The following is a 26,868-nucleotide window of genomic DNA, read 5'->3' as shown; positions in this document are numbered from 1 at the left end:
CGGTGACATTTCATGATTTGGTCCTGCTTCCATCCCAGGAGGCCATGGTACAGAGGCTGCACCATATTGCCAGTTACAGCGAGCAGCTGCTGGTGCTCAGTGGTGCCCGGGGCGCGGGTAAAACGACCCTGGTCACAGCACTGGCGACCGAGTTCGATGATTATAATTCCGCCCTGGTCACTTGCCCCATGCATGCCGACAGCGCCGAGATCCGCCGCAAGATCTTGGTACAGCTGATATCCTCCCCCCTGTTCGACGACGAAGTGCCTCTGGCCGACACCCTGTTGCGGGTCACAGCTTCGCTCGGCAAACCCCTGCATATCATCATAGACGATGCACATCTGCTGCCCATGACCCTGTGGGCCGAATGTATCATACTCAGCCAACTCAAATGTGCCGGCAAGGCGATCGCCCTGACCCTGACAGTGGCGCCGGCATTTCTCGATGAATTGATGGCGCAGCTGCCGGAGCCGCAGCGTAAGCTGCTGCTGCCCGTGGGGGTCGAGCCCCTGGGGCCGATAGAGCGGGAGGCCCTGTACCGGAGCCTGTTGATCCGCAGCGGCCAGACACCGTTCGCCCCCCGCGACATCATCAGGGCCCAGCTGGAGCGCCAGTCGGGCACCCCGGGCGAGGTGGTGACCTTGCTGGAGCTGGCCTTGAATGACGCCCCAAGCCCGCAAGCCAAGTGGCGCGGCTGGCATCTGGCCGGCTTGCTGGCGGTGCTGCTCGCTTTGACGGCCGGGCTCTACTGGTTCATCGGCGGCGAGCCTCGGCCGGCGGAGGGCGTCGCGCCGGGTCAGGCGGGTTACCCTGAGTTGCGCCGTTACGGGCAAGCTATCCTGGCGCCCCAGGGGGATGCAGCGGCGGCCCGGCCGAGCCCGTTGGCGCTGGCTGGAGGAGGCCTATTCTCCGCCGATGCCGATGCCGATGCCGATGCCGATGTCGATGCCGATGCCAATGTCGATGCCGGCGATACCCAGGTCATAGAGGCGCAGGCTGCAACCCCAGAAGCTGTAATTCCAGAAGCTGCAGCGCGCGCCGACCAAGCAGCCGCGCCCGTATCGAGCCGGGCGCAGGAGAACACGGCCGAGGCAGAAGTGCAGACTGTCGAGCCGGCCTTGGCGGCGGCGCCGGTCGCGGTAGAGGCGGCGGCGATCGCCCGGCCACAGCGCCCCATAGAGTTAATCAAGGCGCAGCGCGGCCGGACCCAGGGGCAGTCCAAGGTCAGGAAGGGCTACACGCTGCAGCTGGCCAGCATGACCAAGCGCGAGTCCTTGGCCCCCGTGATGCACCAGTTGGCGGCGGAGAAAGAGATCTACCTGGGCAAGTATCGCAAGCGCTGGCTCATCTTCATGGGGAGTTTCGACGACATGGCGGCGGCGAATCTCGCCGCCCAAAGGCTGGTGCAACGCTACCGATTCGAAGCGCCTTGGCCGCGGCCCTGGGCGGACCTGGGCGAATATGAAGTGCAACAAGTGGCGACAGACGGTGAAATCCCGCAATAAACAGAGTACAATCGTGGCCTTCTTTTTGCCTGGCATTCATCAATTTAAATGAGTAAAAAACAAAGAGCCTTCCTCAAATGGGCGGGTGGAAAATTTAAACTGGTTGATGCGTTGGCCGATTATCTGCCCAGGGGGGAGCGCCTGGTGGAGCCTTTCGTAGGTGCAGGCTCAGTGTTCCTCAACACGGATTATCCCAGCTACCTGCTGTGTGATATCAATCAGGATCTGATCAATCTCTACCAGATAGTGCAGCAGCGTCCCCAGGCTTATATAGATGCCGCCAGGGCCTTGTTTGTTGCCGAGATGAATGACAAGGAAGCCTACTATCGCATCCGCGACGGCTTCAATCGCAGCAAAGATCCTTTTACCCGCTCCGTCTATTTCCTGTATTTGAACCGCCATGGTTTCAACGGCTTATGCCGTTATAACCGCAAGGGCGGCTTCAATGTGCCATTCGGTTCCTACAAGAAGCCCTATTTCCCCGAGCAGGAAATCTGGGCCTTCTCGGAAAAAGCGCAGAAGGCTGAGTTTCGCTGCATAGGCTATGAAGAGGCTTTCGGCATGACCCGCCTGGGCGATGTGATCTACTGCGACCCGCCTTATGCGCCGCTGTCGACGACCGCCAGTTTCACCACCTATGTCGGTGCCGGTTTCAGCCTGGACGATCAGGCCCTGCTGGCCCGCAAGTCCCGCCACACGGCGTTGGACAAGGGCATTCCCGTGCTCATCAGCAACCATGATATCCCCTTGACCCGGGAGTTGTACCATGGTGCCCGCCTGGGGAAGATCCAGGTACAGCGCAACATCAGCCAGAATGGCGGTGGCCGCAACAAGGTCGACGAATTGATGGCACTCTATGACAAGGCCTATTACCTGGAAGAAGAGCCGGTTGGGGTTGAAAGCCCGATTGCAAACCGGGTCGAATGAGAGGGAGAGCGGCCTAAGCTAACGGCTCAGGCGAGCACCTGCTGCACTATGAAGATCAGGGTCATGACCAGGACCAGCGCCATGACAATGCCCATGATGATGAAGGCCAGCGGCGAGCTTTGTTGAAAGTCGCGCACCCGCTTGGCGTCTGTCTGTACCCCGAAGAAGGCCGCCAGGGTGCTGCAGAAGACCTGCCATAAGCGCCGCAGCATCAGAAATTCTTCTGGCTGTTGGGGGTGATATTTTCCAGCGGTTTGTCCGTGTGGCCGTGGAGCAGTTCCAGCAGATCCACGAAGTGGGCCTGGTTGGAGCGATTGCTGCCGGTTAACCAGCTGACCCAGCTTAACCCCTGGCCCTGGTTGGCACAGCGGTTGTTGGGATGGCTGCTGGGCAGGCTGTCATTGTAGGTTGTGTCGCCACTGCAGACGCAGGCCGAGGTGCTTGGATCCGGGGTCAAGGCGTTGATCCCCAAGGCTGTGGTGCCCAGCAGCAACGCCGTCGATGCCAGCAGCGATTTGAGTCCGGGCTTCTTCATTCCGGCTTCATGCTGACTTCCTGCCGCATTCATTTGTTGTCCTTTCATCGCCTTCACTTCCTCATTACAGCTATCAGCGCTCATGTGAGCCGCCCGATTATAACAAATCAGTTCAGTTTATGAACAAAAATTTATCATCCTCGGCTGTCCGGGTCTGCGACCAGGGAGTGAGTCGATGATTTGTCGCAAAAAAGCCCTTTTACTATAGAGCCTGCCGCAAGCTGAGGGTAAAATAGGCGACTTCTTATTCACTTGCCATGAGTCTACTATGCGCCCATTCCTGATCGCTCCCTCCATTCTGTCTGCCGATTTCGCCCGCCTGGGGGATGATGTTAACACCGTGCTGGATGCGGGTGCCGACGTGATCCACTTCGATGTGATGGACAATCACTATGTGCCGAACCTGACCATGGGCCCCATGGTATGCCAGGCGCTGCGTGACTATGGCATCAAGGCCGACATAGATGTGCACCTCATGGTGAAGCCGGTCGACAGGATCATTCCGGATTTTGCCAAGGCGGGAGCCTCGATCATTACCTTCCATCCCGAAGCGAGTGAGCATCTGGATCGCAGCCTGCAGCTGATCAAGGAATCCGGCTGTAAGGCGGGCCTGGTGTTCAACCCCAGCACGCCGCTGCACTATTTGGACCATGTGATGGATAAACTGGATGTGATCTTGCTGATGTCGGTCAACCCAGGCTTCGGCGGTCAGTCCTTCATCCCATCGACCCTGGAAAAACTGCGCCAGGTGCGGGCGCGCATCGATGCCAGCGGCTTCGACATACGCCTGGAGATAGACGGTGGCGTCAAGGTCGACAACATAGCCGAGATCGCCGCCGCCGGTGCCGACATGTTTGTCGCCGGCTCGGCCATCTTCGGCAAGCCGGACTACAAGGCGGTGATCGACCAGATGCGTGCCGAGCTGGCCAAGGTGGCCTCTTAAGCCGTGGTTGACTGGACGCGACTCGAGGCGATAGCCTTAGATCTGGACGGTACCTTAGTCGACAGCGTGCCAGATCTGGCCGCCGCCACCCGGGCGACCCTGGAGGAGCTGGGGCTGGCGCCTTGCAGCGAGGCGGATGTGCGCCTTTGGGTGGGCAATGGCGCCCGCACCCTGATGCACAGGGCCATGAGTCGGGCGCTGGGGCACACCGTGTCCGAGTCGAGTCTCGATGCGGCCATGCCCGTCTTCATGCGTCATTATGGTTTGCATCTGCAACGCCATAGTCGCCTGTATGACGGCGTTTATGACACCCTGGCACAACTCAGCACGGCCGGCTACCGGCTGGCGCTGGTGACCAACAAGCCCTATGAGTTCGCCGTCGCCCTGTTGCGGGGCTTTGGTTTGGAGGGCTTCTTCTCGCTGGTATTTGGCGGCGATTCCCTCGAGCGGATGAAGCCGGATCCCCTGCCGTTGCAGCATGTGTTGCACGAATGGCGTCTCGAAAAGAGCCAACTCCTGATGGTAGGGGATTCCAACAACGATATTTTTGCGGCCAAAGCGGCCGGAATCGCCTCAATCGGCTTGACCTATGGTTACAACTACGGTGAAGATATCAGGCTTTGCGGCCCAGATGCCGTGTGTGATCAATTTAATGATATTCTGACCCGGATCCTGTTCGATTCGGGTGCAATGGAGCAATTAGACGTATGACAAACCCTCAGGTGAGCAAACCCATAGTACTCAGCGGCGCCCAGCCGTCGGGTGAATTAACCATAGGTAATTATATGGGGGCATTGCGTCAGTGGGTCGCCATGCAAGACAGTCATGATTGCCTCTATTGTGTGGTGGACCTGCACGCCATCACAGTGCGTCAGGATCCGTTGTCGCTGCGTGAAGCCTGCCTGGATACCCTGGCCTTGTATCTGGCCTGCGGCGTCGATCCCAAGAAGAGCACTGTATTTATCCAGTCACAGGTGCCACAGCATACCCAGCTGGGCTGGGCGCTGAACTGCTATGCCCAGATGGGCGAGCTCAACCGCATGACCCAGTTCAAGGATAAATCCCAGAAGTATGCCAGCAACATCAACGTTGGCCTGTTCGCTTACCCGGTGCTGATGGCGGCGGACATCTTGCTGTACCAGGCCAACGAGATCCCGGTCGGCCAGGATCAGAAGCAGCATCTGGAATTGACCCGGGATATTGCCACCCGTTTCAACAATGTCTACGGTGAGACCTTCACCATTCCCGAGCCTTTCATTCCCGAGTTCGGCGCCAAGGTGATGTCACTGCAGGATCCCCTGAAGAAGATGTCCAAGTCTGATGAAAACCGCAACAACATCATAGGTCTGCTGGAAGATCCTAAGGTCATTACCAAGAAGATCAAGAAGGCCATGACCGACAGCGAAGAGCCGCCCGTGGTGCGTTTCGATGTCGAGAATAAGCCTGGGGTGTCCAACCTGCTGAGCCTGATCTCAGGCACTTCGGGCCAGAGCATCGCCAGCATAGAGGCAGAGTTCGAGGGCAAGATGTATGGCCACCTGAAGTCGGCCACCGCCGATGCCGTGGTTGCCATGCTGGAGCCCTTGCAGGCCAGGTTCCAGGAGTTCAGGGCCGACAGGGCGTTTCTCGATCTGGTGATGCGCGACGGTGCCGAGAAGGCCCAGGCCCGCGCCGAAGTCACGTTGAAGAAAGTCTATGAGAAGATAGGCCTGCTGGTGTAATGGCCGAGCTTGTCTGCCCCTAAAAAAACCGACCCAAGGGTCGGTTTTTTTTATGGCGCGTGCCGGGAGGCCCCTATGCGGGTGCGCTGCTGAGGTTTGCCTCATGCGTGGCTAGGGTTCGCTATACTCGAAGACCTTGATAACCTTGCGTACCCCGGCTGTGTTGCGGGCGATGTCGACCGCCAGTTCGGCCTGGGCCCTGTCGACCAGTCCCAGCAGGAACACCTCGCCATTCTCCGTGATCACCTTGATGCGGGTGACATCCAGGCCCTTCTCATTGAGCATGCGCCCCTTGACCTTGGTGGTGACCCAGGTGTCGTTGCTGCGGGTGGTGAAGGAGATGGGATTGCCGATGCGGATCTGGTTATGCAGCTTGCCACCCAGTTTGAGCCCGAGCACTGTGTTGACTATTTTGTCCCTGAGCATGGAATTGGGCGCCTGGCCTATCAGCAGCACATTGCCATTCATCACCACGCCTGTGACATTGGTCTGGTTCTTGATGTCTTCCTGGGCCAGCAAGGCGCTGGAGATCTGGAAATCCGCATTGGTGTCGCTGAGCTGGGTCGACACGCTGCGTTCGTCGTTGGCCATCATGGCCCCGCCGACGGCGCCCACCATCACGGCACCGGCGCAGCCTTGCAGCAACGCCAGCAACGCAACGAAGGGTACCAGCTTGATCATTGTTGCTCGTCCTGGGGAAACAGGGTGCGGTCTATGTTGTCACACAGGCAGTGGATCACCAGCAGATGCACTTCCTGGATCCTGGCTGTGACATTGGAGGGGACGCGGATCTCGACATCGCCAACGCTCAGGAAGCCCGCCATGGCGCCGCCATCCTTGCCCGTCAGCGCGACTATGGTCATGTCACGGCTCAATGCCGCCTCCATGGCCTTGATCACATTGCCAGAGTTGCCACTGGTGGAGATCGCCAGCAGTATGTCGCCGGGCTGGCCCAGGGCCAGGATCTGCTTGGAGAAGATCTCATCATAGCTGTAGTCGTTGGCTATGGCTGTGATGGTCGAAGTGTCGGTCGACAGGGAAATGGCCGGCAGTGGCGGGCGTTCGACTTCATAGCGGTTGAGCAGCTCGGCGGAAAAATGCTGCGCATCACCTGCGCTGCCCCCGTTGCCACAGGCAAGGATCTTGTTGCCGCCTAAAAGACAGTGCACCATCATCTCGGCCGCCTTGGCAATGGACTCGGGCAAGGCTTCAGCTGCATCGATCTTGGTTTGGATAGACTCGGTGAAACTGTCTTTGATACGTTCTAACATGAATAAATCCTTCTACGATAAAGGTTGTTATCATGCCATATCTCCGGGCAGGAGTTGAGGCATGGATAGTAAAATGCTGTTTGGCGCCAGGCCTGTTGGTTTCAGAAGGCATCGACCAACCACTGTACCTCATCGGCATCGAAGGCTATCAGGTCGAAGCGACAAGGGGCATCTATATTATGCAGTTGCAGATAATGGCTGGCGGCCCTGCGTATCCTGGCTATCTGTGCCTGGCTCAGGGCATTGAGGGCGCCACCATAGTGCTGCCGGGCGCGGTATTTCACCTCGACGAAGACCCAGTATTCTCCGGCGCGCATCACCAGATCTATTTCACCGAAGGGATAGCGTACATTTTGGGCTATGAAGTGCAATCCCTGCCGCTGCAGATAGGCCTTGGCCGCCAGTTCCGCCTGCTGTCCCTGAGTCATAGCGGTCGTAAATGGCCTCGCAGGTAACGGGCCCAGCTGAGGCGGCGCTGGATTATACCATCGTCCGCCACCGAAAGGTTGCCACTGCGGCCGCTGAATTGATAACCGGGGAAGGCGCGCATCTGCGCCAACCGCCCCACAAGTTGCAGGGCATCATAGCCCATGCTGTAGAGGCGCTTCTGGCTATTATTCCAGCCGGGCCAGAGGGCCGCTACCCTTTGGCGTTCGTCGCTGTTGGCCAGGAGCCAGGGGATATCGCTGACCACCAGATTATTCAATTCCTGCGCCTGCCTGGTGTCTATGTCCTGTCGGCTGCGGCTGGAGGTATACAGAGGCACAGGCTCGGCAAACACGCTGAAGTTGACGTCTATGAAGGGCTTGAGCAGCGCCAGATCCTGGGCCGAGGAGAGCATATAGATGGCGTCTATATCCCGGCGGGAACGGAAGTCGGCCTCGGTTTTATTGCCGATCAACGCCTTGATGCGGGCGATCCTCGCCTGACTGTCCTTGACGCCGAGGGCTTCCCGGACCGTGAGTTTCATCTGATCGCCGGCATCGTAGAAATGCACTTCCGCCTGCTTGCCCGTCAGCCGTTGCCAGGTCTGGCCGAAGCTCTGGGCCATGCGTTGGCCTATGGCATCGTTGCTGGCCAGCAGCAGGGGAGTGGTGATGCCATCCTGGTAGAGTTTCTCGGCCGCATCCATGGCCTCCTGGGCCGGTGACAAGGCGAAATAAAACTGCTCTGGGCTGGGCGTGAATTTATCCGTCTGATTGAGAAAGAGTTGTGGCACCTTGGGGCTGTCTTGGGCCGCCAGGCCATGCAGTTCGTCGATTTCCGTTTGCAGCAGCGGGCCTATGATAAATTCGGCGCCGCCTGCTACCGCCGCCTGGTAGGCCTGGGCCGCGCCTTCCGCGGTATCGAAGAAATTGATCGCCATGTCAGAGTCGGCTTCCGCCAGGTAGCTGCTGAGTATGCCCTGCCTGATGGCATAGGCTATGTTGGCTCTGGCGCCGCTCAGGGGCAACAGGACGGCGACATTCCCTGGGTGGAAGGGTTTGGTATTCAGCGCCCGGTCGAGATCCGAAGGCAATTTCATCGCCGCCGGATGACCGGGGTGCCTTTGTTGCCATTCGCCCAGGGAGCCGACCAGTTGGCTGGGCTCGACGGCGAAGTGCTTGACTATGTAGGCCAGTTGCAACCAGCCGCTGAAGTCGGGGTCCTTGTCGTCGCGGGCGACTCGCTCCAGCACTTGTTCCTGCAAGGGCTGCAATGCCTGCCATAGCTTGTCGTTGACTTCGGCCTGTTGCTGGGCCGGCAGATAGCGGCTCAGCCGGGTGAGCTCACGCACCTGTTCGATGGGCTGTTTGTCTTGTTGATAGAGCCTGGCCTTGAATTGGTGGTAGGCCGCTCGCTGCCAATTGGGCAGGCTCCAGCCGTCTGGGTAGTCGAGGATGGCGAGGGCGGCGCCGGCGGTGGCCGTCTGTTCCAGCACCCTGGCGGTGAGATAGGCATGTTCGGCCAACAGACTCTGGCTTTGCATCTGCCGCGTCTTCATCGCCTCCAGTAGCTGTTGGGCCGCGGCGTAATTGCCGCCATTGATGTAGGCATGGGCCGCCAACAACAGATAGCGGGCCTTGGATTCGGCTTCCTGGGTCCTGGCGGCCTCGGCCAGATAGTGGCTCGGTTGCTGTGGTGCTGAGGCTAAGGAGACGGCCTTGGGGGCCGTTGGGACTTGTGTCCTGGTGCCACAACCGAACAAAACAACCGATAAAATGGCCACAGAAATAAACTTAGTTGTATTCAGGCTTTTTAACACTGGGCTTCACTCTGGTAAGATGCTGGCACTAGTTTAACCTTCTATGACCCTTGGCGAAAGTCTCGGCGTTATCCCACAGAGGTAGATATGGACCAGACGGTCGCACTGTACATAGTTCCCACTCCCATAGGCAATTTGGGGGACATGAGTTCTCGGGCCATAGAGGTGCTGCAGGGGGTCTCATTGATCGCCTGTGAAGATACCCGCCACAGCGGCAAGCTGTTGAGTCATTTCGGCATAGACACCAGAACCACGGCGCTGCATGACCATAACGAGCGTGCCCGGGCCCAGTGGATAGTCGAGCAGCTGGCCGCAGGTCAGTCGGTGGCCTTGATTTCCGATGCCGGCACACCGCTGATCTCAGATCCCGGCTACCATCTGGTGAGCCATGTGCGCGAGTCGGGTTTCAATGTGATCCCCCTGCCAGGCCCCTGCGCCGCCATTACGGCGCTCAGTGCCTCGGGCCTGCCGTCGGACAGATTCAGCTTCGAAGGTTTTCTGCCATCGAAAGAGAAGGCCCGTGCCGATAAGTTACTGGCCCTGAAGGAAGACCCGCGCACGCTGATCTTCTACGAGTCGCCCCATCGCATAGAACACAGCCTGACGACCATGGTCGAGGTCCTGGGCGGCGACAGGCAAGTGGTGATGGCGCGGGAGGTGACCAAGACCTTCGAGACGTTCCTCTGTGGCCAGGTGTCCGAGGTGCTCGAGAAAGTCAGTGCGGATCCCAATCAGCAGAAGGGGGAAATTGTCCTCATGGTGCATGGCTTTCATTTGAGTGACGATGAAGCTCTGCCCACGGTCGCCATCAATAGCCTCAAACTCCTGTGCGGGGAACTGCCGCTGAAGAAGGCGGCGGCATTGGCGGCGCAGATCCACGGGGTGAAGAAGAATGCCCTGTATAAGTACGGCCTCGAAGTCGGCCTCTAGTGCCAATCCCGCGGCGGCGCAGATTTAGTCTGGTGCCTGCCGGGTGCTTAGGCTATAATCCGCGCCGAGTTGGCCAGACAGTCGCCGCGTTCGCAAGAACGGGGAGGAAAGTCCGGGCTCCACAGAGCAGGGTGCCAGGTAACGCCTGGGCGGTGTGAACCGACGACAAGTGCAACAGAGAGCAGACCGCCTGCCCGATTTATCGGGTCGGTAAGGGTGAAAGGGTGCGGTAAGAGCGCACCGTGCGGCTGGCAACAGTCCGTAGCAAGGTAAACTCCACCCGGAGCAAGACCAAATAGGGTTCCAGTACTTACTTAGGTAAGTTAATGCGTGGCTCGCGTTGGAACCGGGTAGGTCGCTTGAGCCTGTGAGCGATTGCAGGCCTAGATGAATGACTGTCCAAGACAGGACCCGGCTTATCGGCCAACTCACCTCATTCAACAAAAAGCCCGTTTGTCGAAAGACAAACGGGCTTTTTGTTTGCTGTGATTCGTTCGGCTTATCGGGCATCAATGCCACCTCATGCATGCAGAAACTGCATTCCGAAAGGGATGCGGTATTTTGTTGTCTGTTATTCGTTCGGCTTATCGGGCATCCATGTCACCCCATGCACGCTGAAATTGCATTCTAAAAGGGATGTGGTTTTCTGGGGGTTTAGTTGGCGGCTTGGACATCCACACCTTGTTTGGGATGATTGCGGCCTTGCGGTTGAGAAGGTTGTGCAAACTTCGTTTGCTCTTTAAATGAAAGTCAAAGTCGTGGGGCTTCACCCCACACCCGAGCAAGGAGGACTGCTCGTCCTATCCTCCTTGCATCCACCATGACGCCCCGACGAAGCGGAGAGCCCCTCAGGCTTATGGGCATCTGAGCTATCGCCTCATATTCGCCATCCCTGGCTCACCTGAGGCTAGCTCGGCATCCATGCCTCGCTCACACTCATCTGCTCCAACGCCTTTCGGCCGCTTCGATGGGGAATCGAGTGCACTCTTCTGGCTATGTGCTTACAAGAGAGTCGTGGATGTCCTTGCTCTACTGTTGGTTAGTGTTTTGTTATGTTCAGGCCAATTTCTGATGCGATGCTTAGATTTTCCCATGTAGCGTCAAATCCTGTGGCGTGCTTACAAGATTTGATTAAAATGATTGCAAAAGGTTCATGTATTTAGGAAGCACCGAATTCAAGAGGGTGGCAGAAAAATGTCTAATTAACTCTGGTTTTTGCCTTTATTACAATAAGACATTGATTTAAAGTCGTTAAATTTGATATATTGCGATGTGTTTTTCGTAAAGGGTTCACAGATTTTATGGTTAAGAAAATTATAAATATTCCCACCATAAGGGATGATGAGCGAGGATACAATCAAATTTTTAAGATTGCGAATGAAGTATTTGATAATCCTAAACAACATTTTGATTTTGATTTCAAGGGCTGCGCAAGAATAGATCATAATGGTGTTGTCATTTTAGGGGGGCTTGCACAATTTGTAAATTATCAGAACTCCTTAGCGTCACGAAGTATTGGAGGAGTAATTGGAAGTAAAGCATTATATTCTGCTGGTGTTATGTTTAAAGTTGATTCAATGAGTGAATTGATTTCAAATCAACTCATTGAAAATAATTTCTTGAATCATTTTACTCAAGAAAATTTCCAAGGCTATAAATCAGGTGATTATATAGGGTATAGACAACACAATAGCCTTCTTGATGCAGATGAAATTGCATTCCATCTTAATGAAAAGTGGCTGTCAGCAGAAAAACTTAGCATTACTCCTAGGTTGAAAGAGGCTATAGTTAGTCGTATTTTTGAAATATTCATGAATGCTTATGGACACGGGACATCGATCCAGAATATTAGGCAGCTAGGTGTCTATAGCTGTGGTCAATATGATAAAAAAGAACGGAAGCTTAATTTAAGCGTGGTTGACTTTGGTCCAGGTATTATTACAAATGTTAGAAATGCTAATCCTGGTATAACAGATGAAAAAGAAGCGATGAATTGGGCTTTGATGAGAGGGAATTCCACGAGGACTGATAGCCAAGGTATTGATATGCCTAGGGGTTTGGGGTTTGATTTGCTTCATGAATTTGTAAAGCTTAACTTAGGGGTCATTAGGGTTTATAGTAATGGCGTTAGTGCTATTTCTTCTAAAGGAGAACCTTACAAAATTTCAGAAAATAAGTATGAATTTAATGGGACAATGGTTAGCATTCAAATTAATTGTGACAATCGACATTATAGGTTGTTTTCTGAAAGTGTAAATGAGCAGCATAAGTTCTATTAAGGTGGATTGAAATGAATAGAATAGTTGTTTTTGATATCGTTGGAAAGAATGCAATATCTTTACAAAGTGGAACAAAGTTATACTCTAAAATTTCATCTAAAGTAATTAAAGGAGAGGGGGTGGAACTCGATTTTAATAAAGTGGAGCTATTTGCTTCACCATTTTTCAATGCATCAATTGGTTTATTGCTTAAAGATGTTGATGTGAATACACTGTTACAAAGATTGAACGTGGAAAATTTAAGCGATGTAGGCCGAGATTTATTAAATCATGTTATTTCAAATGCAATAAATTTCTATAAAAATAAGAATTCTTTTTCACAAGCTATAAAAGATGCTGATGTAGGTGACGAATATGAGTGATGTTATTGATATAGTCACATATCGACCTGAAAGAACTGATAAAATTTTTGTTGATACAAATGTTTGGTTTTGGTTTACTTATGCATCTTCTAATGAAATGTGTAATGCAGATGCACCTCGAAGATACCAAATAGAAAAATATCCTCAGTTCATAGAGAAAGTCCTAGATAAAGGAGCAACGTTATATCATTGTCCTCTATCATATTCAGAATTGGCACATTTAATAGAAACTATAGAATACAAAAGGTATGTAAGCAAGGTAAATCATAATGTTTCAAAGAAAGAGTTTAGGAGGATTCCTGAGGAGAGAGAGAAAGTTCTGAAAGAAATTTTCATGGCTTGGCAAGGTATTACATCTGTTTCGGAATGTATACCTTCTAAATTAGATAAAGGTTTCGTTGACGATGTTCACAATAATTTAAACAATTCAATATTAGATCCGTATGACGCCTTTTTATGTCAAATCATGATTAAAGAAGGTTTTTCTCATATGTTGACTGATGATTCCGACTTTTTTAGCACTGACTCTATTGTTATTTATACTGCAAATAATAAAATGTTAAATTAGAGTTTGTTGAGTGGCGAGGAAATATAATGGCCACCAAAAAACAAGAGAAAGGACAGCCAAAAAAGAGGTGAGACGTCCATAACACTTCTTGCGAGAAAATGAGCGAAGAACACAATTTTATAATTACTTCAGTGGCAATGTGTACACTAGGATAGGGCCAGGGCATCCGCATGAGTGTGCGTTAATTGGCCATAGAGGCAAAACCGGCTAATAATACGCGTTCTAGGAAGTCGGTTTTCATCATGCAGCGTTTCTGCTTCATCGGCACGCTGATCTTGGTTGTTTCGGCGCGCAGCATGTTAAGTGCCATGTGACGAAGACCAGCCAAATTTTCTGCTGCATTCTCCCGATAGATTTGGCAGGCGTCCTCCTGCAGACTTACATCCAGCAAAAGAGATGAGACATCCATAACACTTCTTGCGATAAATTGGTCAAAGAGTCGCAAATTTCACAGTGGCTCTGATGCCAATGAGGGCACCAAACAGGCACTGTTGCGCCAGTGACCGTTGGCGACATGGATGTCGCCGTCGAGCCCTCAGGGAGGAGTTCACGGCGTGTCACTGGTGTAACAGTGCATAAGCTCACGGCAGGTGATTTATGACACTAATGCCGACAGCCGTGCGGTCATGATCGGGTCTCTATACAAGACAGAAAAACGCTGTCGCTTTTGGCTTCAGTTGAGCCGAGAGATAGAACATCCACAATATTTTTGCGGGCAAACTATCGGCAATTCATAGTTCGACAGTTTCCCGGGTGCTAATGGGGACACCAGACTGGCACTGTTGCGCCAGTGACCGTTGGCGACATGGTCGCTCCATGGCATCCCTGCCATCGCGACATTCGCCCCTCCTTGGTCAGCAGATGTCGCCGTCGAGCCTACAAGGATGACTCTTTTGAGATCAAGAGCCGGCGTGTCACTGATGCACCTGAAATAAGAGCAGTACGAAAGGTTGCCCGATGACATCCCTGTCATCACGACATTAGTGCATCCCTGCACGACACCCACGGCTAAAATCGCCTGACGGCTCAGATGGTACATATATGCGCCTCTGAGTCTGCGCCATCATCACTTGTGTCGCCACGGCATTCTTATCTGCGTATTCCGTGGAGAAGGGGGTCTTCCTTTGACATAGGGGAGGCAGGCGTGATGTGGCGGTCCTGACTCTTTATTAGGCATTAACGTTGGATTTACCGAAAATTATTCATTAATATGTCGCACTTAATGGATTACATGGAGTAAATTACTATGGCTTGGAAGCATTCAGGGAAAACAACCGCATTCGATTACACTGGCTTAGACGCCGAAACCGCGCAGGCATATGGCATAGCTTGCGACCCCATCAGTTTAAAAAGCGCCCGCATTTTCATTACCCAGCAAGCTTTGGCCATGCTGGCAAATCTCAATCACTTCGATCAGCGCAAGGTAGTGAAAGAGATCGCTCATGTCTGTAACAATCCCGGCAGTTGCAGCTCAATCAAACACAGCAAGCTCCCCTTTAAACGCCTGTGGCGCAGCAAGGAGCAATTCCAGTCCTATCATTATTTGATTGACTATAAAATTGGTGCCAACGGCCAAGTTATCATTCACGATATTTATTTCGATAGAAGTGTTACGGGGGCCAAGACGAGACATAGCCTCGAAAGGAATATGCTGTATAAGATAAATAGGATTCCTGGTGCGATAAATTTCAATGGTGCTTGGGATAGCGATGATTTAGATAAAGTGAAAGACACCTGGGGGCTGCCTGAGCCAACTTCGGCAGTCAGCACCCAGCATGCCGCAGTTAATGGCATGCAAAATGAACTCGATAAGGCTAGATGGTTGATGGGGACTCACTTAGATGTAGCCTATCCTGAGGATGATTTTAAAACCTATACCTTGTTCCACAATCCCACGGATCGCATGTTCTACGATGTGGTCGAATGTGTATTCGATAAGCGCCAAGGTACCAAGTCACAGAATGCCCAGCACTTAGCGGCTATTTTGCAACAGACGCAACAGAAAGGCCAAAAAACCAAGTGGGTGGTGCATAGTCAGGGGGCGATCATTTTCAGCGCCGCCCTGGAGGAATACCGTAAAAGCTATACCAGTGCCTTAACTTGCCATCGAGTCGTTGTGCATTCTCCTGGGGCCTGGCTGCCCAGGTTAAAGCAAGCCGCGACAGCAATAGGCATGACTGTCGTCAATGAACGCAGTAACCCCTTCGATATAGTGCCGAATCTGGCGGGGACCAATGATCTTTCGCCCAGCAGTCTGGCCCGCAGTCTGAAGTTTATGGGCCTAACCTTCCTCGGCACCGAGACGACCAGCCCTCATACCCTGCCTTTCTTGGGCCTGGAGTCCTATCATGCTCAGTTGCGCTTTGCTGGAAATCACAGGCGTGCCAATGATGTTTTAAAATACATGGAAAAACACACTTAGATGATAACTTATGAGCCAAGGATCAATATTCACCCCATAAGGCGGCTATATGACACTACTACGTAAATTATTGCGCCGCTATCGCGGTGGCCCAGATTTTCATCAGACGTATACTGAAAGCTGCTATTTGGGTGAGCAGTTCAAGCTGTCATTTCAGTTGCCCGTGTGCAATCCGCCTAAGCCCCCCAGAGCCAAGATAGTCAATTATCCCTTGGAGCAAGCTAATTGGTTTGAGGAGAATTGTTCCCAATTATGGCACCAAAAATACATATCTATTCATGAGACATTCTGGTATTTCTGGCCTCTGGTACCAACGCCTTTTCGCGGTGAGCAGGGGGATTTACGCTTAAATCTGACACTGGGAAAGTTAGATCCTAACCTGCCTTCCCCTAAGAATGCTGCGGAACTTGGGCAGGCATTATTGGATCAGTATAATGGTTACTATAATGCCGAGCCCAATGAAGAAACTGGCGCGGGTTTGAATACCAAAATTATCAATGAGGTCGAAGCGCATTCCGCCAGACGGGCGACGCCTTTCACCGAAGAGGAAAAGCAAGAACAAATCGATTTAATCATGGAAAGTAACGGCTACCCTTATATTACTGAGTATAGAATATTCAATTTTAACCAGACAGAGTGGGTGCGATATACAGAAGTAATAACTAGGAAAATGAATAAGCGATACAGGTATGCCTGTCTACTAAAGGATGGTTGGTATCTGATGGCGAAATTTACCCTCAGTACCAACATGTCCGACAATACCAAATCTTGGTATAAGGATGCCGAAGCCGCTATTGAGCCTATGATGCAGCAGATTAAGCTGCAGAAGCTTGAGTTGCTGGCGAGCGATAACTTGTTGGCGGCACCATAGTCTTTATGAATAAGCTACTGAAATTATTGCGCCGCTATCGCGGTGGCCCAGATTTTCATCAGACTTTCACAGAAAGTTACTACTTGGGTGAGCAGTTCAAGCTGTCATTTCAGTTGCCCGTGTGTAATCCGCCTAAGCCTCCCAGAGCCAAGATAGTCAACTATCCATTGGAGCAAGCTAATTGGTTTGAGGAGAATTGTTCCCAACTATGGCACCAAAAATACATACCTTTGCATGAGGTTTATTGGTATTTCTGGCCCTTGATACAAACACCTTTTCGTGGTGAACAGGGGGATTTACGCTTAAATCTGACACTGGGAAAATTGGATCCAACTCAACCACAGCCTCAAAATGCTGCGGAACTGGGGCAGGCATTATTGGATCAGTATAACGGTTACTATAATGCCGAGCCCAATGAGGAAACTGGCGCGGGTTTGAATACCAAAATTATCAATGAGGTCGAAGCGCATTCCGCCAGACGCGCATCGCCTTTCACCGAAGAGGAAAAACAAGAACTCATCTCCAAAAAAATGCGAAATCGCGGCTACCCCATGCTCACTGAGTATAAGGTGTTTAACTTTAATCAGATTGAGTGGGTACGATATATTGAAGTACTAACCCAAAAAATGAATAAACAATACGTATATTCCTGCCTACTTAAAGATGGTTGGTATCTGATGGCCGAATTTACCCTCAGTACCAACATGTCCGACAATACCAAACCTTGGTATAAGGATGCCGAAGCCGCTATTGAGCCCATGATGCAACAGATTAAACTGCAGAAGCTTGAGCCGCTATTGGCGAGCGATAATCTGTTGGCGGCACAGTAGCCTTTATGAACGAGATCCTGAAATTATTGCGCCGCTATCGCGGTGGCCCAGATTTTAATCAGACGTATACTGAAAGCTACTACTTGGGTGAGCAGTTCAAGCTGTCATTTCAGTTGCCCGTGTGTAATCCGCCTAAGCCTCCCAGAGCCAAGATAGTCAACTATCCCTTGGAGCAAGCTAATTGGTTTGAGGATAATTATCGGCAAATAGCCCACTCAAAATATATTCCTTTACATGAGGCGTATTGGTATTTCTGGCCCTTGGTACAAACGCCTTTTCGTGGTGAGCAGGGGGATTTACGCTTAAACCTGATACTGGGAAAATTAGATCCAGCTCAGCTTCCACCTAAGAGTGCTGCGGAGCTGGGGCAGGCCTTATTGGAACAGTATAATGGCTACTACAACTCACCCGTAGTAGGCAAATATGCTCTAGGTTCAAATACCAAAATTATCAATGAGGTCGAAGCGCACTCTGCCAGACGGGCGACGCCCTTCACCGAAGAGGAAAAACAAGAACTCATCTCCAAAAAGATGCGAAATCGTGGCTATCCTAAGATCACCGAATATGAGGTATTTAACTTTAATCAGGTTGAATGGGTACGGTATATAGAGCTGAGAGTCAGAGACATTAAAAAACAATATGTTTACGCTTGCCTATTGGAGTCAGGTTGGTACCTGATGGCCGACTTTACCCTCACTCCCAACATGTCCGACAATACCAAACCTTGGTATAAGGATGCCGAAGCCGCTATTGAGCCCATGATGCAACAGATTAAACTGCAGAAGCTTGAGCCGCTATTGGCGAGCGATATGTAGTGGCTTGAATGCCGATGAGCACACCCGGGTGGGCTTTTGTGCATGTTTTGTGTGCGTTTGCGTATGTATGGATGCTTTGGCGCCACAGCGTCACAGCGCACCCGGGGATGCCTATTTCGACATCCAGTGATCTTTCCCTTTCCCCGCTTATAAGCCCGAAGCCGATGCCTGATTCGCCGTGTCGCCGCACAAGACGGCAAAACGCTGCCGGCTTCAGTTTCTTAAAAAGGTCTGCATGAGCGCTCGGGTATCACATGCAGGTTTTCATGCAGACCGGCCGCTAGCGGCCAGCCGAATCTTGCGGGCCGTTAATTAGGTTTGTACTGTCGGCCAGGATTGAGCAATATCTGTCAGGTAGTGATTGTCTTCAGGTTGCAGAATGACTTGGCACTTGAGAAGAGATGGATATGAATAAACAGGCAAACCAAGTTTACTGCGCCAGAATCGAAGCCGTATGCGATTACATAGGGCAACATCTGGATAAACCTCTGACACTGGAGCGACTCAGTGAGGTTGCGCACTGCTCTAAATATCATTTCCATCGTCAATTTCAGGTGTTTACCGGCATAAATGTGGGCAAGTACATTTCAATGATGCGACTCAAGCGTGCTTCATACCGCTTGGTTTTTCATCCGGAACTCAGGATCACCGACATAGCTTTCGATGCAGGTTTCGAGAATAGCGAATCGTTTTCCAGAGCCTTCAAGAATGTATTTGCCCAGACACCATCTCAATTCAGGTTAACCCCCGAATGGGCGCACTGGAGCCAACAATATGCCAAGGTCAAACTGACAAGGAGAGATAAAGTGAAGGTAACATTAACCCAACGCGATGCCATTAAAATCGCAGCCCTCGAACACCAAGGCTGCCCCACATCCCTGAACCAATCGATTCAGCAATTTATTGCCTGGCGCAAGCAGAGTAAGGAGTCGCCGGTCACCAGCAGCCAGACCCTAGGTATTCCCTACAACGATCCCAATAACGTGGCTCCCGAGGCTTTCCGCTTCGATATCTGCGGTTCGGTCAGTCAAGACGTCGCTGACAACGAGTATCGGGTGGTCACTAAGGAGATCCCCGGGGGGCGCTGCGCCGTGATTCGTCATCATGGCCCACACGAGCAGATGGATGACAAGATTTACCAGTTCTACCGCGAGTGGTTACCCAAGAGTGGTGAGGAGCTGCGCGATTTTCCGCTTTACTTCCACTACATCAATTTTTTCCCCGAAGTCGCGGAGCATGAATTGATAACGGACATCTATTTTTCACTGAAATAGCAGTGGCCCCTCTTTCCCAACTGAGCCGCAAGTTCTGTCAGAAGTGGGTCAAGCTGCGGAGATCGTGATTGTCCGTCCACAAAAAGCTCGCTTGGCTGATGACAGGTGGGCTTTTTATTAGCCGGAACTTGAGAGTGTGTGGGCTGGATATGAATGCTCACACTCCATATGGCAAGAAAGTAACTGATATGTACAATACAAATGTAATTAAAATGTTGTTTTGAGTTGATTTTTTACAATCATTTCATTACATTGTCGCGCAAAATATTTTATTCCCATTTCGTTTTAATTCCTGAAAGCTCGTGCTCGTTCACCTTAGTATCGGCGAGTGAGTGCTGCATGGCCGCAAGTAAGAAAACATGCAGCAATTTAAGCAAAGAATAGGGTTTGAAGTTTAATAATCATACCAGATATGCAAATGTATTTTTTGGACTGTTTTACTGATAAATGGAAGTTGACTATATGTTGAAGCGTAAATCGCATTTTGTTCTTACCTTGCTTAGCCTATTGGCGCCACTCAAGGCTCACGCGGTGATTTTTGATGAGAGTCAAACCGAGGCCATCAAAGCCCAGATGCAACACCAGCTTGCCGTCTCCAGCGGTAGCATGATTGAAGAAGGCGGCATTCATAATATTGAAACAATTTATGCCGGTGGCCGAGTTGTGGTAGGAAAAGAATCGACATACATTCATACTTTTCTGGCAAATAAAGACAATACCATCAGCTATTTTGGTAAACAGCTTGTTCCGGGAGCGACTGAATACCCTAACTACAGCATTGAAATGAGTAACGATGGCAATTATTTATATGTGAGCTATATCGCCAACTCGGAAAGTAAGTTAGTCGTAATGGCATTTGATGCGACAGAGAAAAAGTGGGTTGAAAAATACAGTTACGACTCAATCGGTGACAAGAAGATGTCTGACAATGGCACTGTTGTGTTGTCAGATAGCGGTAATTACCTGTTCTTCAAGGGGTCATATGGCAGATGGCTTGCCATCGCTGCCAGAGACTCCTCGACAGGTGCTCTGACCGGGATAGCAACGCTGGATGCTGACGATAATATACCGAGCAGAATATACGACGTGAAGTTTGATGAACCCCATGACATGTTGTTGGTTGCTGGACGGGGAGAGAGTTACTCGGTAACAGATCCGCTGGTGGCGTATAAGTTTAACCCTGCTACCAAGGTATTCACAGAATTCTCCCGCTTACCGAGAAGTGGCAGCTACAGTAGTCAATCCATACAAAAAATTGAATATGATGCGGCAACCAACAATATTTTCTATGTAGAAAACGGCAATATCAATGTTTACCATCTTGATTCAAAAACAACTTCCCTGAAGTATCAAACCAGCACCTATGATGCTTTCAATACCTATCTTTCATCAAACAATTATCGCTGGGTAGAGGGCAAACTGCTCGTTCAAAAATATAGCAGCAATGTTGAGTTATATGACTTCAATGATGGTGCCACGCCATCTTTTTCATTGAACGCCAAGGCAGAAATCGGTGTGGACCTGAACACCATAGTGCAGGGTGAGAATGTCGGTTGGATAAACGATGGTGACAAGCTTAACTTATATATGAAAGGGGATAATGCCTACGATTACGCCGTGAAAAACAGTATTGCAGATGGAGAGCAGAACCTGCCTAAGCTGTCCGAATATGCCAGCCATAAGGTGTTTATCGAGACATTGGGCCTGGTTGTTGTTGTTAACAGCCAGGGCGTTGCTACGGTAAAGTCGGATGGCAGCGCCGATAAATCTAGCTTTTCTGCCGGCTGGAGTGAACTTGGTGTAGCAGCCACTGCGAATCCACAGATAAGAGGCATATCTGTTTCCGGCAACAAGATATTTATTACCGGAAGACAGTTCTCTGACGATAGCAGTTGGCGCGAGCAAGACTATATGGTGTTGACTGTTGCTGCCGATGGTACAGTGACAGGGGACGTCAAATCCCTCAATTCCGCAGGCAATGCTTTATATTATAACAGTGACATGGTCTTTTTCGACAAAGCGAACAATTTTGCTATGTTCCAGCTTGATTCCGGAAATTATGGCTTCTTCAGCCTGGACAGCGAAGATAATGCCTCTTTAATAGATACTCTGGATGCTTCTCTTTTAGGCGGCTCTTACCCTTATGGAAGACAGTTCGCGTCGATAGCCGGGAAACCATTCTTTTGGGATGCAAATAACAGTAAATTCTACTGGGTAGATCTGGACACAAATAATCAAGATGTTGACTTGGATGAAGGGCATGACTTATCCGGCTCAGTACCAGGCAATGCCAGGGTTGTCATAAACGGAAATGCCATTTATTTCATCAGCAGCACTACAGTCAGCAGCTATAAAGTCAATTCAGATGCCAGCCTGTCATTTATGTCTACGTCATTCGTTGCCAATCTTGAGGTTGATAATTTGTCTTTCGTATCTCAAGACTACGCCTATAGTACAAGTTACGGTAGCTTGTTCACTTACGGAATAGATCGCGACAGCGGCAGTTGGAAGGTGTTGACTCAGTCGACGGCGGAAGACTATGGGATATCCAATTTTGAGCATTTCAATATTGTTCATGGTGACGGTTTGAAGCAACAGGCAATAGTGGGTGTCCGTCTCAATTATGCCAGTTACGGCCTCATGGTCGCCGATTTCTCTTCCAGCCCGGTGCAAGCCACAGCAATACTGCCGGTGTTGGCCAATGAAGGTGAGAAGAAAGAGATTAATCTTGCCGACTACGTGTTCGATGCCGATCTTGAGGATGTGCTTTCCTTCAGTGCTGACAATCTTCCTGCGGATGCCACTCTCAGTGATGCCGGCATGCTGACGTTGGAGACCAAGTACAGCAGTTCTGGCGATGTTAATGTCGTAGTGACAGACAGCGGTAATATGACACTGGAGTTATCCGTTCCCTATTATGCGAACGTTGCGCCATTGATTGCCGATATACCCAAATACTGGATCAACCCTGCCGAGAATATCATGCTCAATTTGGCTGACTATGTTTCAGATCCGGAAGGTAATAGCTTTACCTTTGCCAAAGAGGGACAGAGTCCACTTGCTGTCGACACCCATGGCATTATTTCCGGCAAGTTAGCCGAGGCCGGTGAGTATAGGGTACAGGTTAGCGTCACCGACAGCCTGGGGGCACAGGCATTACTCTCGGCCAATATCCAGGTTAACTCTGCGCCTAAGGTGAGCAGGTTGGGCGACATCTCTGTGGCTGAAGGCGAGACCATTTCGGTTAATATCGCCGGGGCCTTTTCTGATGCAGACGGGCAGAGCCTGAGTTATTCGGCTGTCGGCTTGCCTTCTGGGCTCAGTCTGAGTGCCGCCGGCGTGATCACCGGCAGCAGCACTGCCGGGGGTAAAACCGTAGCCCTGATTAATGCGACAGATTCAATGGGCCTGTCTACCAGTGCGCCAGTGGCAGTCAATGTCACGACCAAGGATTCATCGGGTGGTGGCAGTTTGGGTTATTTTGCTCTGCTTCTCTTGCCTGTGGCGTGGCGCCGTAAGTTCCATTAACACCGGGAGTGTGACTCCCGCGCCTTAACCGCCGAAGACGACTGCGAGTGTTGGGCAGAGGCCAACAAGACTGTTGAGATACGATAAAAATACCCCGCCTGGCGGGGTATTTTCATATCCAATAACCAACTTTATATGGACATATTGGCGTGAGTTGCCGCGCCGGTTGGCATCAGAAGCGGGTGCGCACCAGTACCCGCCAGCCCCAGCCGTTGACTTCGTCGCCCTGGGTGAAGGGGAAGGTCAAGTCTATGTGGGCGACATTGCCATAGCTGGAGTGGGAGGAATAGAGGCGGGCACCTATGCCCAGGCTGCCTATGGGGCCCGAGGTCTCGTTGTTGTCATCCGGGCCGCCGAGGGCCTGGCCAACATCTATGAAGGCGGCCCAGCCCAGCTCGGCGAGCTGATACAGGTTGATGTTGGGGTAGTAGCGTAATTCCTGGGTGAACAGCCATTGATTGTCGCCGTGCTGATAGTCGTTGGGATAGCCCCGAACGCCGGTTTCATCGCCGAGGGCGAAGGTATTGTCCAGAAAATTATGCCTGGAGCTGCTCAGTCTGGCCTTGGAATAAGCCGTCCACTTGGGGCTGATATGGTAAAAATACTCGGCCTGGGCACTGAGGTTGTAGAAATCTTTCTGCCGGGTGTTGAACAGGGCGGCGCCGAGAAATTCCAGCAACAATAATTCTTGCCTATCCTGGTAGCCTCTCTGGGTGCGCCAGTCGAGGTGGAGGCCCGGCAGGCCGTCTCTGGTGTCCTGGAGTTCCAGTCCCAGCTGGACATAGTGGTGCCAGCCCAGGTTGAAATCTTCATTGGTGCTGATGAGATGCACATTATTCAACACCCTGAAATCATCGTGCAGATATTCATAGGCCACCCAAGGGTAGAGGAAATCCCGGTCCCTGGGCAGTGGCGAGTCGGGATAGTCGGCAATGTTGTCAAATTCATGCTTGTCCCGGGTCGCACCCAGGATGAAGCGCGACAGATGGGCATTTTCTTTGCTGAGCAGTCGGCCGTAGCTCAGATTCAGATAATCGATGGCATGGTCGAATTCATTGATGTCTTTGCCATTTTGTTTCAGGGTGTCTATGCGGCGCTCATCCAGAAACTCGACCCCATACAGATCCCGGCTGTCCAGGGTGTGGAATGGCTTGAGGAAACTCACATGGGTTGCCTGACCATCGCTGTTGTCATGAAAATCGGCACTCAGGGTCGAGTAGGGAATGACATTGAGTGGGGTCTCGAAGGCAAATTGATAGCCGCTGCGCTCGGCATCTGACTGATACTTGACCCGGGTGCGCACCCCCAGCCCCAGCAGGTTGTCTTCTTTCATCCCCACTGAGTATTTACTCTCGCCCCCGTTGCTGCTGAAGTTTATCGTGGGCAGGAGTGACCAGTTATCCCAGGTTTCGATCAACACAGCCTGTTCCGCCGGCAGGCCTGCAACCGCCGGATCTTTTGGGGTAAAACTGAGCCTGGCATCTCTGAAGTAAGGCTCGGCCCGCAGCAGGCGTTGGGCCTCATCGAGATCTTTCTGGGTGACTCGGTCGCCTTCCTTGAAGGGCAGCTTGTTGAGCACCACGAAGTCGCGGGTATTGATATGCAGATAATTGGCCCATCTGTGAATGAAGAAGGCATCGGGCCGGGATTCATCGAAAATAGCGTGATTGACTACGACTATTTTGCCGGCGACTTTGGTGGTTGAGGTTGAGGTTGAGGTTGAGGCAGGGGTTTGGGTTGAAATTGAGCTTTGGGGCGGCTCCGGCTGACTCGGCTGTGCAACCGCATGCCCCTGTATCAGCACACAGAGAAGTAACGGGCAAACACAGCACTCGGTTTTCTGCATCCGGCTACCCCCAAATCCATTGAGCCTCGGGAGTGGATTCACGCCCGAAGATGACAATTTAATAACACATAGGAATGACGCAATAGTCAAGCTGGGTCAGTAAATAAGTCCACAACCTCTGGGGGGCAGGCGCGCTCCATGCGCCGGTTCGATAACTAAACCAGTGAGTTAGAGTGTTCTGCGTGGGGGGACTGCCACATTGGCGAAGATTAGGCCGGCGATGAGCGACATGAAGATAAGGAAGATCTGCGAGCCTATGTGTGCCTGGTTCAGCATGGTCTCCCCCGAGATCAGCGCGTTGAGGCCTATGTAGGTCTTGCTGCCGGGCACAAGTATCACTATGCCCTGCAGCAGGGCGATGGAGGCAGGGGCCTTCATCCAGCGGGCGAACAGGTTGGAGTAGATGCCGACGGTCAAGGCGCCGAAGAAGATCCCGATAGACTCACCCAGATAGATGCCGCCGAGCATGGCGGAGAAGAAGGCGACTATCCCGGCCAGCACACCCCAGGGAGAATCCTTCAACCTGGCCTTGAAGATGATCACCAGGGCCATGGACAATATGGGCACGGCCGACCAAATGGCCCAGCGCGGCAAGGCTGCGGGATCCAGATGCAGCGCCTCGCCGAACAAGGCCTTGCCGATCGCCATGCCGAGCACGGCGCCGAAATAGAGTTTAAACAGCAACATGACGGCGTCCATGATGCGCGCCGTGCCAGAGATCAAGTCTCTTGCCGCCAGTTCGGCCAGCCCCAGGGTCAAGGCCAGGCCGGGAATAAAGATGATGATGCCCGAGAGGATCACCACGGGCAGGTTGATATAAGGGTCGAAGGTGGCAATGGCGCAGGCACAGATGGCGCAGACGATCGCCGCCAGCGGTTCGAGCGTTTCGGCCATGCGTTTGGAATGCTCGGCCCGGTACACCAGGCCATAGACCAGGAGCCCCAGCAGGGCGGACCAGAAGACGTCGTTCCAGCTGGTTCCCATCAGCATGGCGAAGGCCCCCGCCGAACTGCCGAATGACAGCCAGGTCAGCAGCGAACCATAGGGATTGGGTTTGTTGGCAATTTCTTCCAGGCGTTCCAGTGCTTCGGCCAGGGTGCGTTTGCCCGAGGTCAGTTCATCGACCAGTTCGTCGGTACGGGCCAGCGAGCCCAGATCCAGCTCTCCGGGTTTGACACGGGCGACATGGTTGTATTCCTGATCTGTGTCATGTTGCAACACGAAGGTCATGGCCGTCGGCGAGATCAGAAAATAGCCGGCCATGCCCAGGGTCGCGGACACTGTCTGCAGATGCGCCTCCAGGCGGTAGGCCGGGGTGCCAAACTTGTGCAATGCCTTGCCTAGCTTTATGATAAATCGGCGTTTTTCTAAAAACTCTTGGTTGTCCACTTGGGCGGTTCACTGTATGGAAGTGGGAATTCGCGCGCATATTAACCTATCTTGCCGTCAAAGGTTAACGGCTTTTAGGCTTAAGTAAAATAAAATGCCTTATTTTGTCTATGGCGGGATATATTGGTCTTTTAACTGCTGCCAGGGAGTAGAGATGTCGTTGATGGTATCGGGTTTGTACGCCGGCTTAACCGGTTTGTTGTTCCTAGTGTTGGCTTACAGGGTGGTCAGGCTCAGACGTAAGCTCAAGATTGGCCTGGGGAGTGCGGATAACGCCGCGCTGGAGTTGGCGATTCGGGTGCACGCTAACCTGCTCGAAAATGCCCCCATGGCGCTGCTGCTGCTGATGCTGGCGGAGGCCAATGGCCTGTCGCAGCACTACCTGCATACCTTGGGTTCCCTCTGGTTGGTCGCCCGTCTGCTGCATGTGATAGGCCTGAATCTGGGCCGCGGCGGTTATCACTTCGGTCGCTTCTGGGGAGTCCTGCTGACCTGGACTGTGATCCTGACCCTGGTGGTGATTAACCTAGTCATCTCCATGGCGACACTGGCATAACCTGCCGCCGTTTGCTATGACCGGCTTGGGTGCCCATGGGATCTGGAACCT

General features: G+C 52.0%; 24 protein-coding genes, 1 other RNA gene and 1 pseudogene. 17 read left to right on the top strand and 9 right to left on the bottom strand.

Features of this window, described 5'->3' with window-relative positions:
* Nucleotides 1-2: 2 nt before the first annotated feature.
* Together LZP73_RS07415 and LZP73_RS07410 are read left to right on the top strand one after the other, a co-directional pair.
* Nucleotides 3-1,505 carry an ATP-binding protein gene (locus LZP73_RS07415; RefSeq protein ID WP_234233853.1) on the top strand — a complete coding sequence of 501 codons (1,503 nt, stop codon included), beginning with the start codon at nt 3-5 and terminating at the stop codon, nt 1,503-1,505.
* A gap of 48 nt (nt 1,506-1,553) precedes the next feature.
* A complete protein-coding gene (locus LZP73_RS07410) occupies nt 1,554-2,432 on the top strand; it encodes a Dam family site-specific DNA-(adenine-N6)-methyltransferase (protein ID WP_234233852.1) in 879 nt (292 codons plus the stop codon).
* Nucleotides 2,433-2,458: 26 nt separating this feature from the next.
* Here LZP73_RS07410 and LZP73_RS07405 read toward each other — a convergent pair whose 3' ends face one another.
* A complete protein-coding gene (locus tag LZP73_RS07405) occupies nt 2,459-2,644 on the bottom strand; it encodes a DUF2970 domain-containing protein (protein WP_234233851.1) in 186 nt (61 codons plus the stop codon).
* Complete coding sequence (locus tag LZP73_RS07400; protein ID WP_234234254.1) at nt 2,644-3,000, bottom strand: hypothetical protein; 357 nt, start codon at nt 2,998-3,000, stop codon at nt 2,644-2,646. Before LZP73_RS07400 ends, LZP73_RS07405 begins: the two co-directional genes overlap by 1 nt.
* Before the next feature lie 235 nt (nt 3,001-3,235).
* Here LZP73_RS07400 and rpe point away from each other — a divergent pair, with 235 nt between their 5' ends.
* The 3 genes from rpe to trpS are packed head-to-tail and all read left to right on the top strand — an operon-like array spanning nt 3,236 to nt 5,631.
* Nucleotides 3,236-3,910, top strand: coding sequence for a ribulose-phosphate 3-epimerase (gene rpe / locus LZP73_RS07395; protein WP_234233850.1), 675 nt, complete (start codon nt 3,236-3,238; stop codon nt 3,908-3,910).
* A gap of 3 nt (nt 3,911-3,913) precedes the next feature.
* Complete coding sequence (locus tag LZP73_RS07390) at nt 3,914-4,621, top strand: phosphoglycolate phosphatase (protein WP_234233849.1); 708 nt, start codon at nt 3,914-3,916, stop codon at nt 4,619-4,621.
* A gap of 11 nt (nt 4,622-4,632) precedes the next feature.
* Nucleotides 4,633-5,631, top strand: a complete 999-nt coding sequence (gene trpS / locus LZP73_RS07385; protein ID WP_234234252.1) for a tryptophan--tRNA ligase — start codon at nt 4,633-4,635, stop codon at nt 5,629-5,631.
* 111 nt (nt 5,632-5,742) lie between these two features.
* On the opposite strand, the gene LZP73_RS07380 is transcribed toward trpS, so the two are convergent.
* From LZP73_RS07380 to LZP73_RS07365, 4 genes are all read right to left on the bottom strand, one after another.
* Nucleotides 5,743-6,312 (bottom strand): BON domain-containing protein, encoded by a 570-nt coding sequence (locus tag LZP73_RS07380; protein WP_234233846.1) that lies wholly within the window; start codon nt 6,310-6,312, stop codon nt 5,743-5,745.
* A complete protein-coding gene (locus tag LZP73_RS07375; RefSeq protein ID WP_169563785.1) occupies nt 6,309-6,902 on the bottom strand; it encodes a phosphoheptose isomerase in 594 nt (197 codons plus the stop codon). The genes LZP73_RS07380 and LZP73_RS07375 overlap by 4 nt, the downstream gene beginning before the upstream one ends.
* Before the next feature lie 101 nt (nt 6,903-7,003).
* Nucleotides 7,004-7,330, bottom strand: a complete 327-nt coding sequence (locus tag LZP73_RS07370) for a YraN family protein (protein WP_234233844.1) — start codon at nt 7,328-7,330, stop codon at nt 7,004-7,006.
* Nucleotides 7,327-9,147, bottom strand: coding sequence for a penicillin-binding protein activator (locus tag LZP73_RS07365; protein ID WP_234233842.1), 1,821 nt, complete (start codon nt 9,145-9,147; stop codon nt 7,327-7,329). The genes LZP73_RS07370 and LZP73_RS07365 overlap by 4 nt, the downstream gene beginning before the upstream one ends.
* An 87-nt stretch (nt 9,148-9,234) precedes the next feature.
* On the opposite strand from LZP73_RS07365, the gene rsmI reads away from it, so the two are divergent.
* The 5 genes from rsmI (at nt 9,235) to LZP73_RS07340 (ending at nt 13,286) form a co-directional block, all read left to right on the top strand.
* The gene (gene rsmI, locus LZP73_RS07360) at nt 9,235-10,077 is read left to right on the top strand and encodes a 16S rRNA (cytidine(1402)-2'-O)-methyltransferase (protein ID WP_234233840.1); all 843 of its coding nucleotides are present in this window, start codon (nt 9,235-9,237) and stop codon (nt 10,075-10,077) included.
* A gap of 65 nt (nt 10,078-10,142) precedes the next feature.
* Nucleotides 10,143-10,512: RNase P RNA component class A (gene rnpB / locus LZP73_RS07355), an RNA gene on the top strand.
* Nucleotides 10,513-11,378: 866 nt separating this feature from the next.
* On the top strand, nt 11,379-12,356 hold the full coding sequence (locus tag LZP73_RS07350; RefSeq protein WP_234233838.1) for a hypothetical protein: 978 nt from the start codon (nt 11,379-11,381) through the stop codon (nt 12,354-12,356).
* A gap of 11 nt (nt 12,357-12,367) precedes the next feature.
* A complete protein-coding gene (locus LZP73_RS07345; RefSeq protein WP_234233836.1) occupies nt 12,368-12,718 on the top strand; it encodes an STAS-like domain-containing protein in 351 nt (116 codons plus the stop codon).
* Complete coding sequence (locus LZP73_RS07340) at nt 12,711-13,286, top strand: PIN domain-containing protein (protein WP_234233834.1); 576 nt, start codon at nt 12,711-12,713, stop codon at nt 13,284-13,286. The genes LZP73_RS07345 and LZP73_RS07340 overlap by 8 nt, the downstream gene beginning before the upstream one ends.
* A 181-nt stretch (nt 13,287-13,467) precedes the next feature.
* Here LZP73_RS07340 and LZP73_RS07335 read toward each other — a convergent pair.
* Nucleotides 13,468-13,677 (bottom strand): annotated as a pseudogene (locus LZP73_RS07335) (transposase); the annotation flags it as partial.
* 855 nt (nt 13,678-14,532) lie between these two features.
* On the opposite strand from LZP73_RS07335, the gene LZP73_RS07330 reads away from it, so the two are divergent.
* The 6 genes from LZP73_RS07330 (at nt 14,533) to LZP73_RS07305 (ending at nt 23,026) form a co-directional block, all read left to right on the top strand.
* The gene (locus LZP73_RS07330; protein WP_234233831.1) at nt 14,533-15,708 is read left to right on the top strand and encodes a hypothetical protein; all 1,176 of its coding nucleotides are present in this window, start codon (nt 14,533-14,535) and stop codon (nt 15,706-15,708) included.
* A 49-nt stretch (nt 15,709-15,757) separates the two neighbouring features.
* Nucleotides 15,758-16,579 (top strand): hypothetical protein, encoded by an 822-nt coding sequence (locus LZP73_RS07325; protein ID WP_234233829.1) that lies wholly within the window; start codon nt 15,758-15,760, stop codon nt 16,577-16,579.
* A gap of 5 nt (nt 16,580-16,584) precedes the next feature.
* Nucleotides 16,585-17,409, top strand: a complete 825-nt coding sequence (locus LZP73_RS07320; RefSeq protein ID WP_234233827.1) for a hypothetical protein — start codon at nt 16,585-16,587, stop codon at nt 17,407-17,409.
* A 5-nt stretch (nt 17,410-17,414) separates the two neighbouring features.
* Complete coding sequence (locus LZP73_RS07315) at nt 17,415-18,224, top strand: hypothetical protein (RefSeq protein ID WP_234233825.1); 810 nt, start codon at nt 17,415-17,417, stop codon at nt 18,222-18,224.
* A gap of 407 nt (nt 18,225-18,631) precedes the next feature.
* Entirely contained in the window at nt 18,632-19,498 is an 867-nt protein-coding gene (locus tag LZP73_RS07310) for an AraC family transcriptional regulator (RefSeq protein ID WP_234233823.1), read from the top strand.
* Nucleotides 19,499-19,960: 462 nt separating this feature from the next.
* The gene (locus tag LZP73_RS07305) at nt 19,961-23,026 is read left to right on the top strand and encodes a putative Ig domain-containing protein (protein WP_234233821.1); all 3,066 of its coding nucleotides are present in this window, start codon (nt 19,961-19,963) and stop codon (nt 23,024-23,026) included.
* Between the two features lie 172 nt (nt 23,027-23,198).
* Here the strand turns inward: LZP73_RS07305 and LZP73_RS07300 are convergent, their stop codons facing one another.
* A complete protein-coding gene (locus tag LZP73_RS07300) occupies nt 23,199-24,872 on the bottom strand; it encodes a ShlB/FhaC/HecB family hemolysin secretion/activation protein (protein ID WP_234233819.1) in 1,674 nt (557 codons plus the stop codon).
* A 168-nt stretch (nt 24,873-25,040) separates the two neighbouring features.
* Nucleotides 25,041-26,261 carry a threonine/serine ThrE exporter family protein gene (locus tag LZP73_RS07295; protein ID WP_234233817.1) on the bottom strand — a complete coding sequence of 407 codons (1,221 nt, stop codon included), beginning with the start codon at nt 26,259-26,261 and terminating at the stop codon, nt 25,041-25,043.
* Between the two features lie 154 nt (nt 26,262-26,415).
* Between LZP73_RS07295 and LZP73_RS07290 the strand changes: the two genes are divergently transcribed.
* Nucleotides 26,416-26,817 carry an MAPEG family protein gene (locus tag LZP73_RS07290; protein ID WP_234233814.1) on the top strand — a complete coding sequence of 134 codons (402 nt, stop codon included), beginning with the start codon at nt 26,416-26,418 and terminating at the stop codon, nt 26,815-26,817.
* Nucleotides 26,818-26,868: the final 51 nt, after the last annotated feature.

Source organism: Shewanella sp. AS16, assembly GCF_021412365.1.
Taxonomy (GTDB): domain Bacteria; phylum Pseudomonadota; class Gammaproteobacteria; order Enterobacterales; family Shewanellaceae; genus Shewanella; species Shewanella salipaludis.
This window is presented reverse-complemented; position numbering and strand designations above follow the sequence as displayed.

What these genes read in the sequence shown, in the direction of transcription:
- LZP73_RS07320 (WP_234233827.1), top strand. Translation starts at nt 16,585, where the DNA reads ATGAATAAGCTACTGAAATTATTGCGCCGCTATCGCGGTGGCCCAGAT.
- LZP73_RS07400 (WP_234234254.1), bottom strand. Translation starts at nt 3,000, where the DNA reads ATGAATGCGGCAGGAAGTCAGCATGAAGCCGGAATGAAGAAGCCCGGA.
- LZP73_RS07330 (WP_234233831.1), top strand. Translation starts at nt 14,533, where the DNA reads ATGGCTTGGAAGCATTCAGGGAAAACAACCGCATTCGATTACACTGGC.
- rpe (WP_234233850.1), top strand. Translation starts at nt 3,236, where the DNA reads ATGCGCCCATTCCTGATCGCTCCCTCCATTCTGTCTGCCGATTTCGCC.
- LZP73_RS07310 (WP_234233823.1), top strand. Translation starts at nt 18,632, where the DNA reads ATGAATAAACAGGCAAACCAAGTTTACTGCGCCAGAATCGAAGCCGTA.
- LZP73_RS07345 (WP_234233836.1), top strand. Translation starts at nt 12,368, where the DNA reads ATGAATAGAATAGTTGTTTTTGATATCGTTGGAAAGAATGCAATATCT.
- LZP73_RS07340 (WP_234233834.1), top strand. Translation starts at nt 12,711, where the DNA reads ATGAGTGATGTTATTGATATAGTCACATATCGACCTGAAAGAACTGAT.
- LZP73_RS07405 (WP_234233851.1), bottom strand. Translation starts at nt 2,644, where the DNA reads ATGCTGCGGCGCTTATGGCAGGTCTTCTGCAGCACCCTGGCGGCCTTC.
- LZP73_RS07380 (WP_234233846.1), bottom strand. Translation starts at nt 6,312, where the DNA reads ATGATCAAGCTGGTACCCTTCGTTGCGTTGCTGGCGTTGCTGCAAGGC.
- LZP73_RS07350 (WP_234233838.1), top strand. Translation starts at nt 11,379, where the DNA reads ATGGTTAAGAAAATTATAAATATTCCCACCATAAGGGATGATGAGCGA.
- LZP73_RS07315 (WP_234233825.1), top strand. Translation starts at nt 17,415, where the DNA reads ATGAACGAGATCCTGAAATTATTGCGCCGCTATCGCGGTGGCCCAGAT.
- LZP73_RS07300 (WP_234233819.1), bottom strand. Translation starts at nt 24,872, where the DNA reads ATGCAGAAAACCGAGTGCTGTGTTTGCCCGTTACTTCTCTGTGTGCTG.
- LZP73_RS07375 (WP_169563785.1), bottom strand. Translation starts at nt 6,902, where the DNA reads ATGTTAGAACGTATCAAAGACAGTTTCACCGAGTCTATCCAAACCAAG.
- LZP73_RS07410 (WP_234233852.1), top strand. Translation starts at nt 1,554, where the DNA reads ATGAGTAAAAAACAAAGAGCCTTCCTCAAATGGGCGGGTGGAAAATTT.
- LZP73_RS07325 (WP_234233829.1), top strand. Translation starts at nt 15,758, where the DNA reads ATGACACTACTACGTAAATTATTGCGCCGCTATCGCGGTGGCCCAGAT.
- LZP73_RS07305 (WP_234233821.1), top strand. Translation starts at nt 19,961, where the DNA reads ATGTTGAAGCGTAAATCGCATTTTGTTCTTACCTTGCTTAGCCTATTG.
- LZP73_RS07290 (WP_234233814.1), top strand. Translation starts at nt 26,416, where the DNA reads ATGTCGTTGATGGTATCGGGTTTGTACGCCGGCTTAACCGGTTTGTTG.
- rsmI (WP_234233840.1), top strand. Translation starts at nt 9,235, where the DNA reads ATGGACCAGACGGTCGCACTGTACATAGTTCCCACTCCCATAGGCAAT.
- LZP73_RS07370 (WP_234233844.1), bottom strand. Translation starts at nt 7,330, where the DNA reads ATGACTCAGGGACAGCAGGCGGAACTGGCGGCCAAGGCCTATCTGCAG.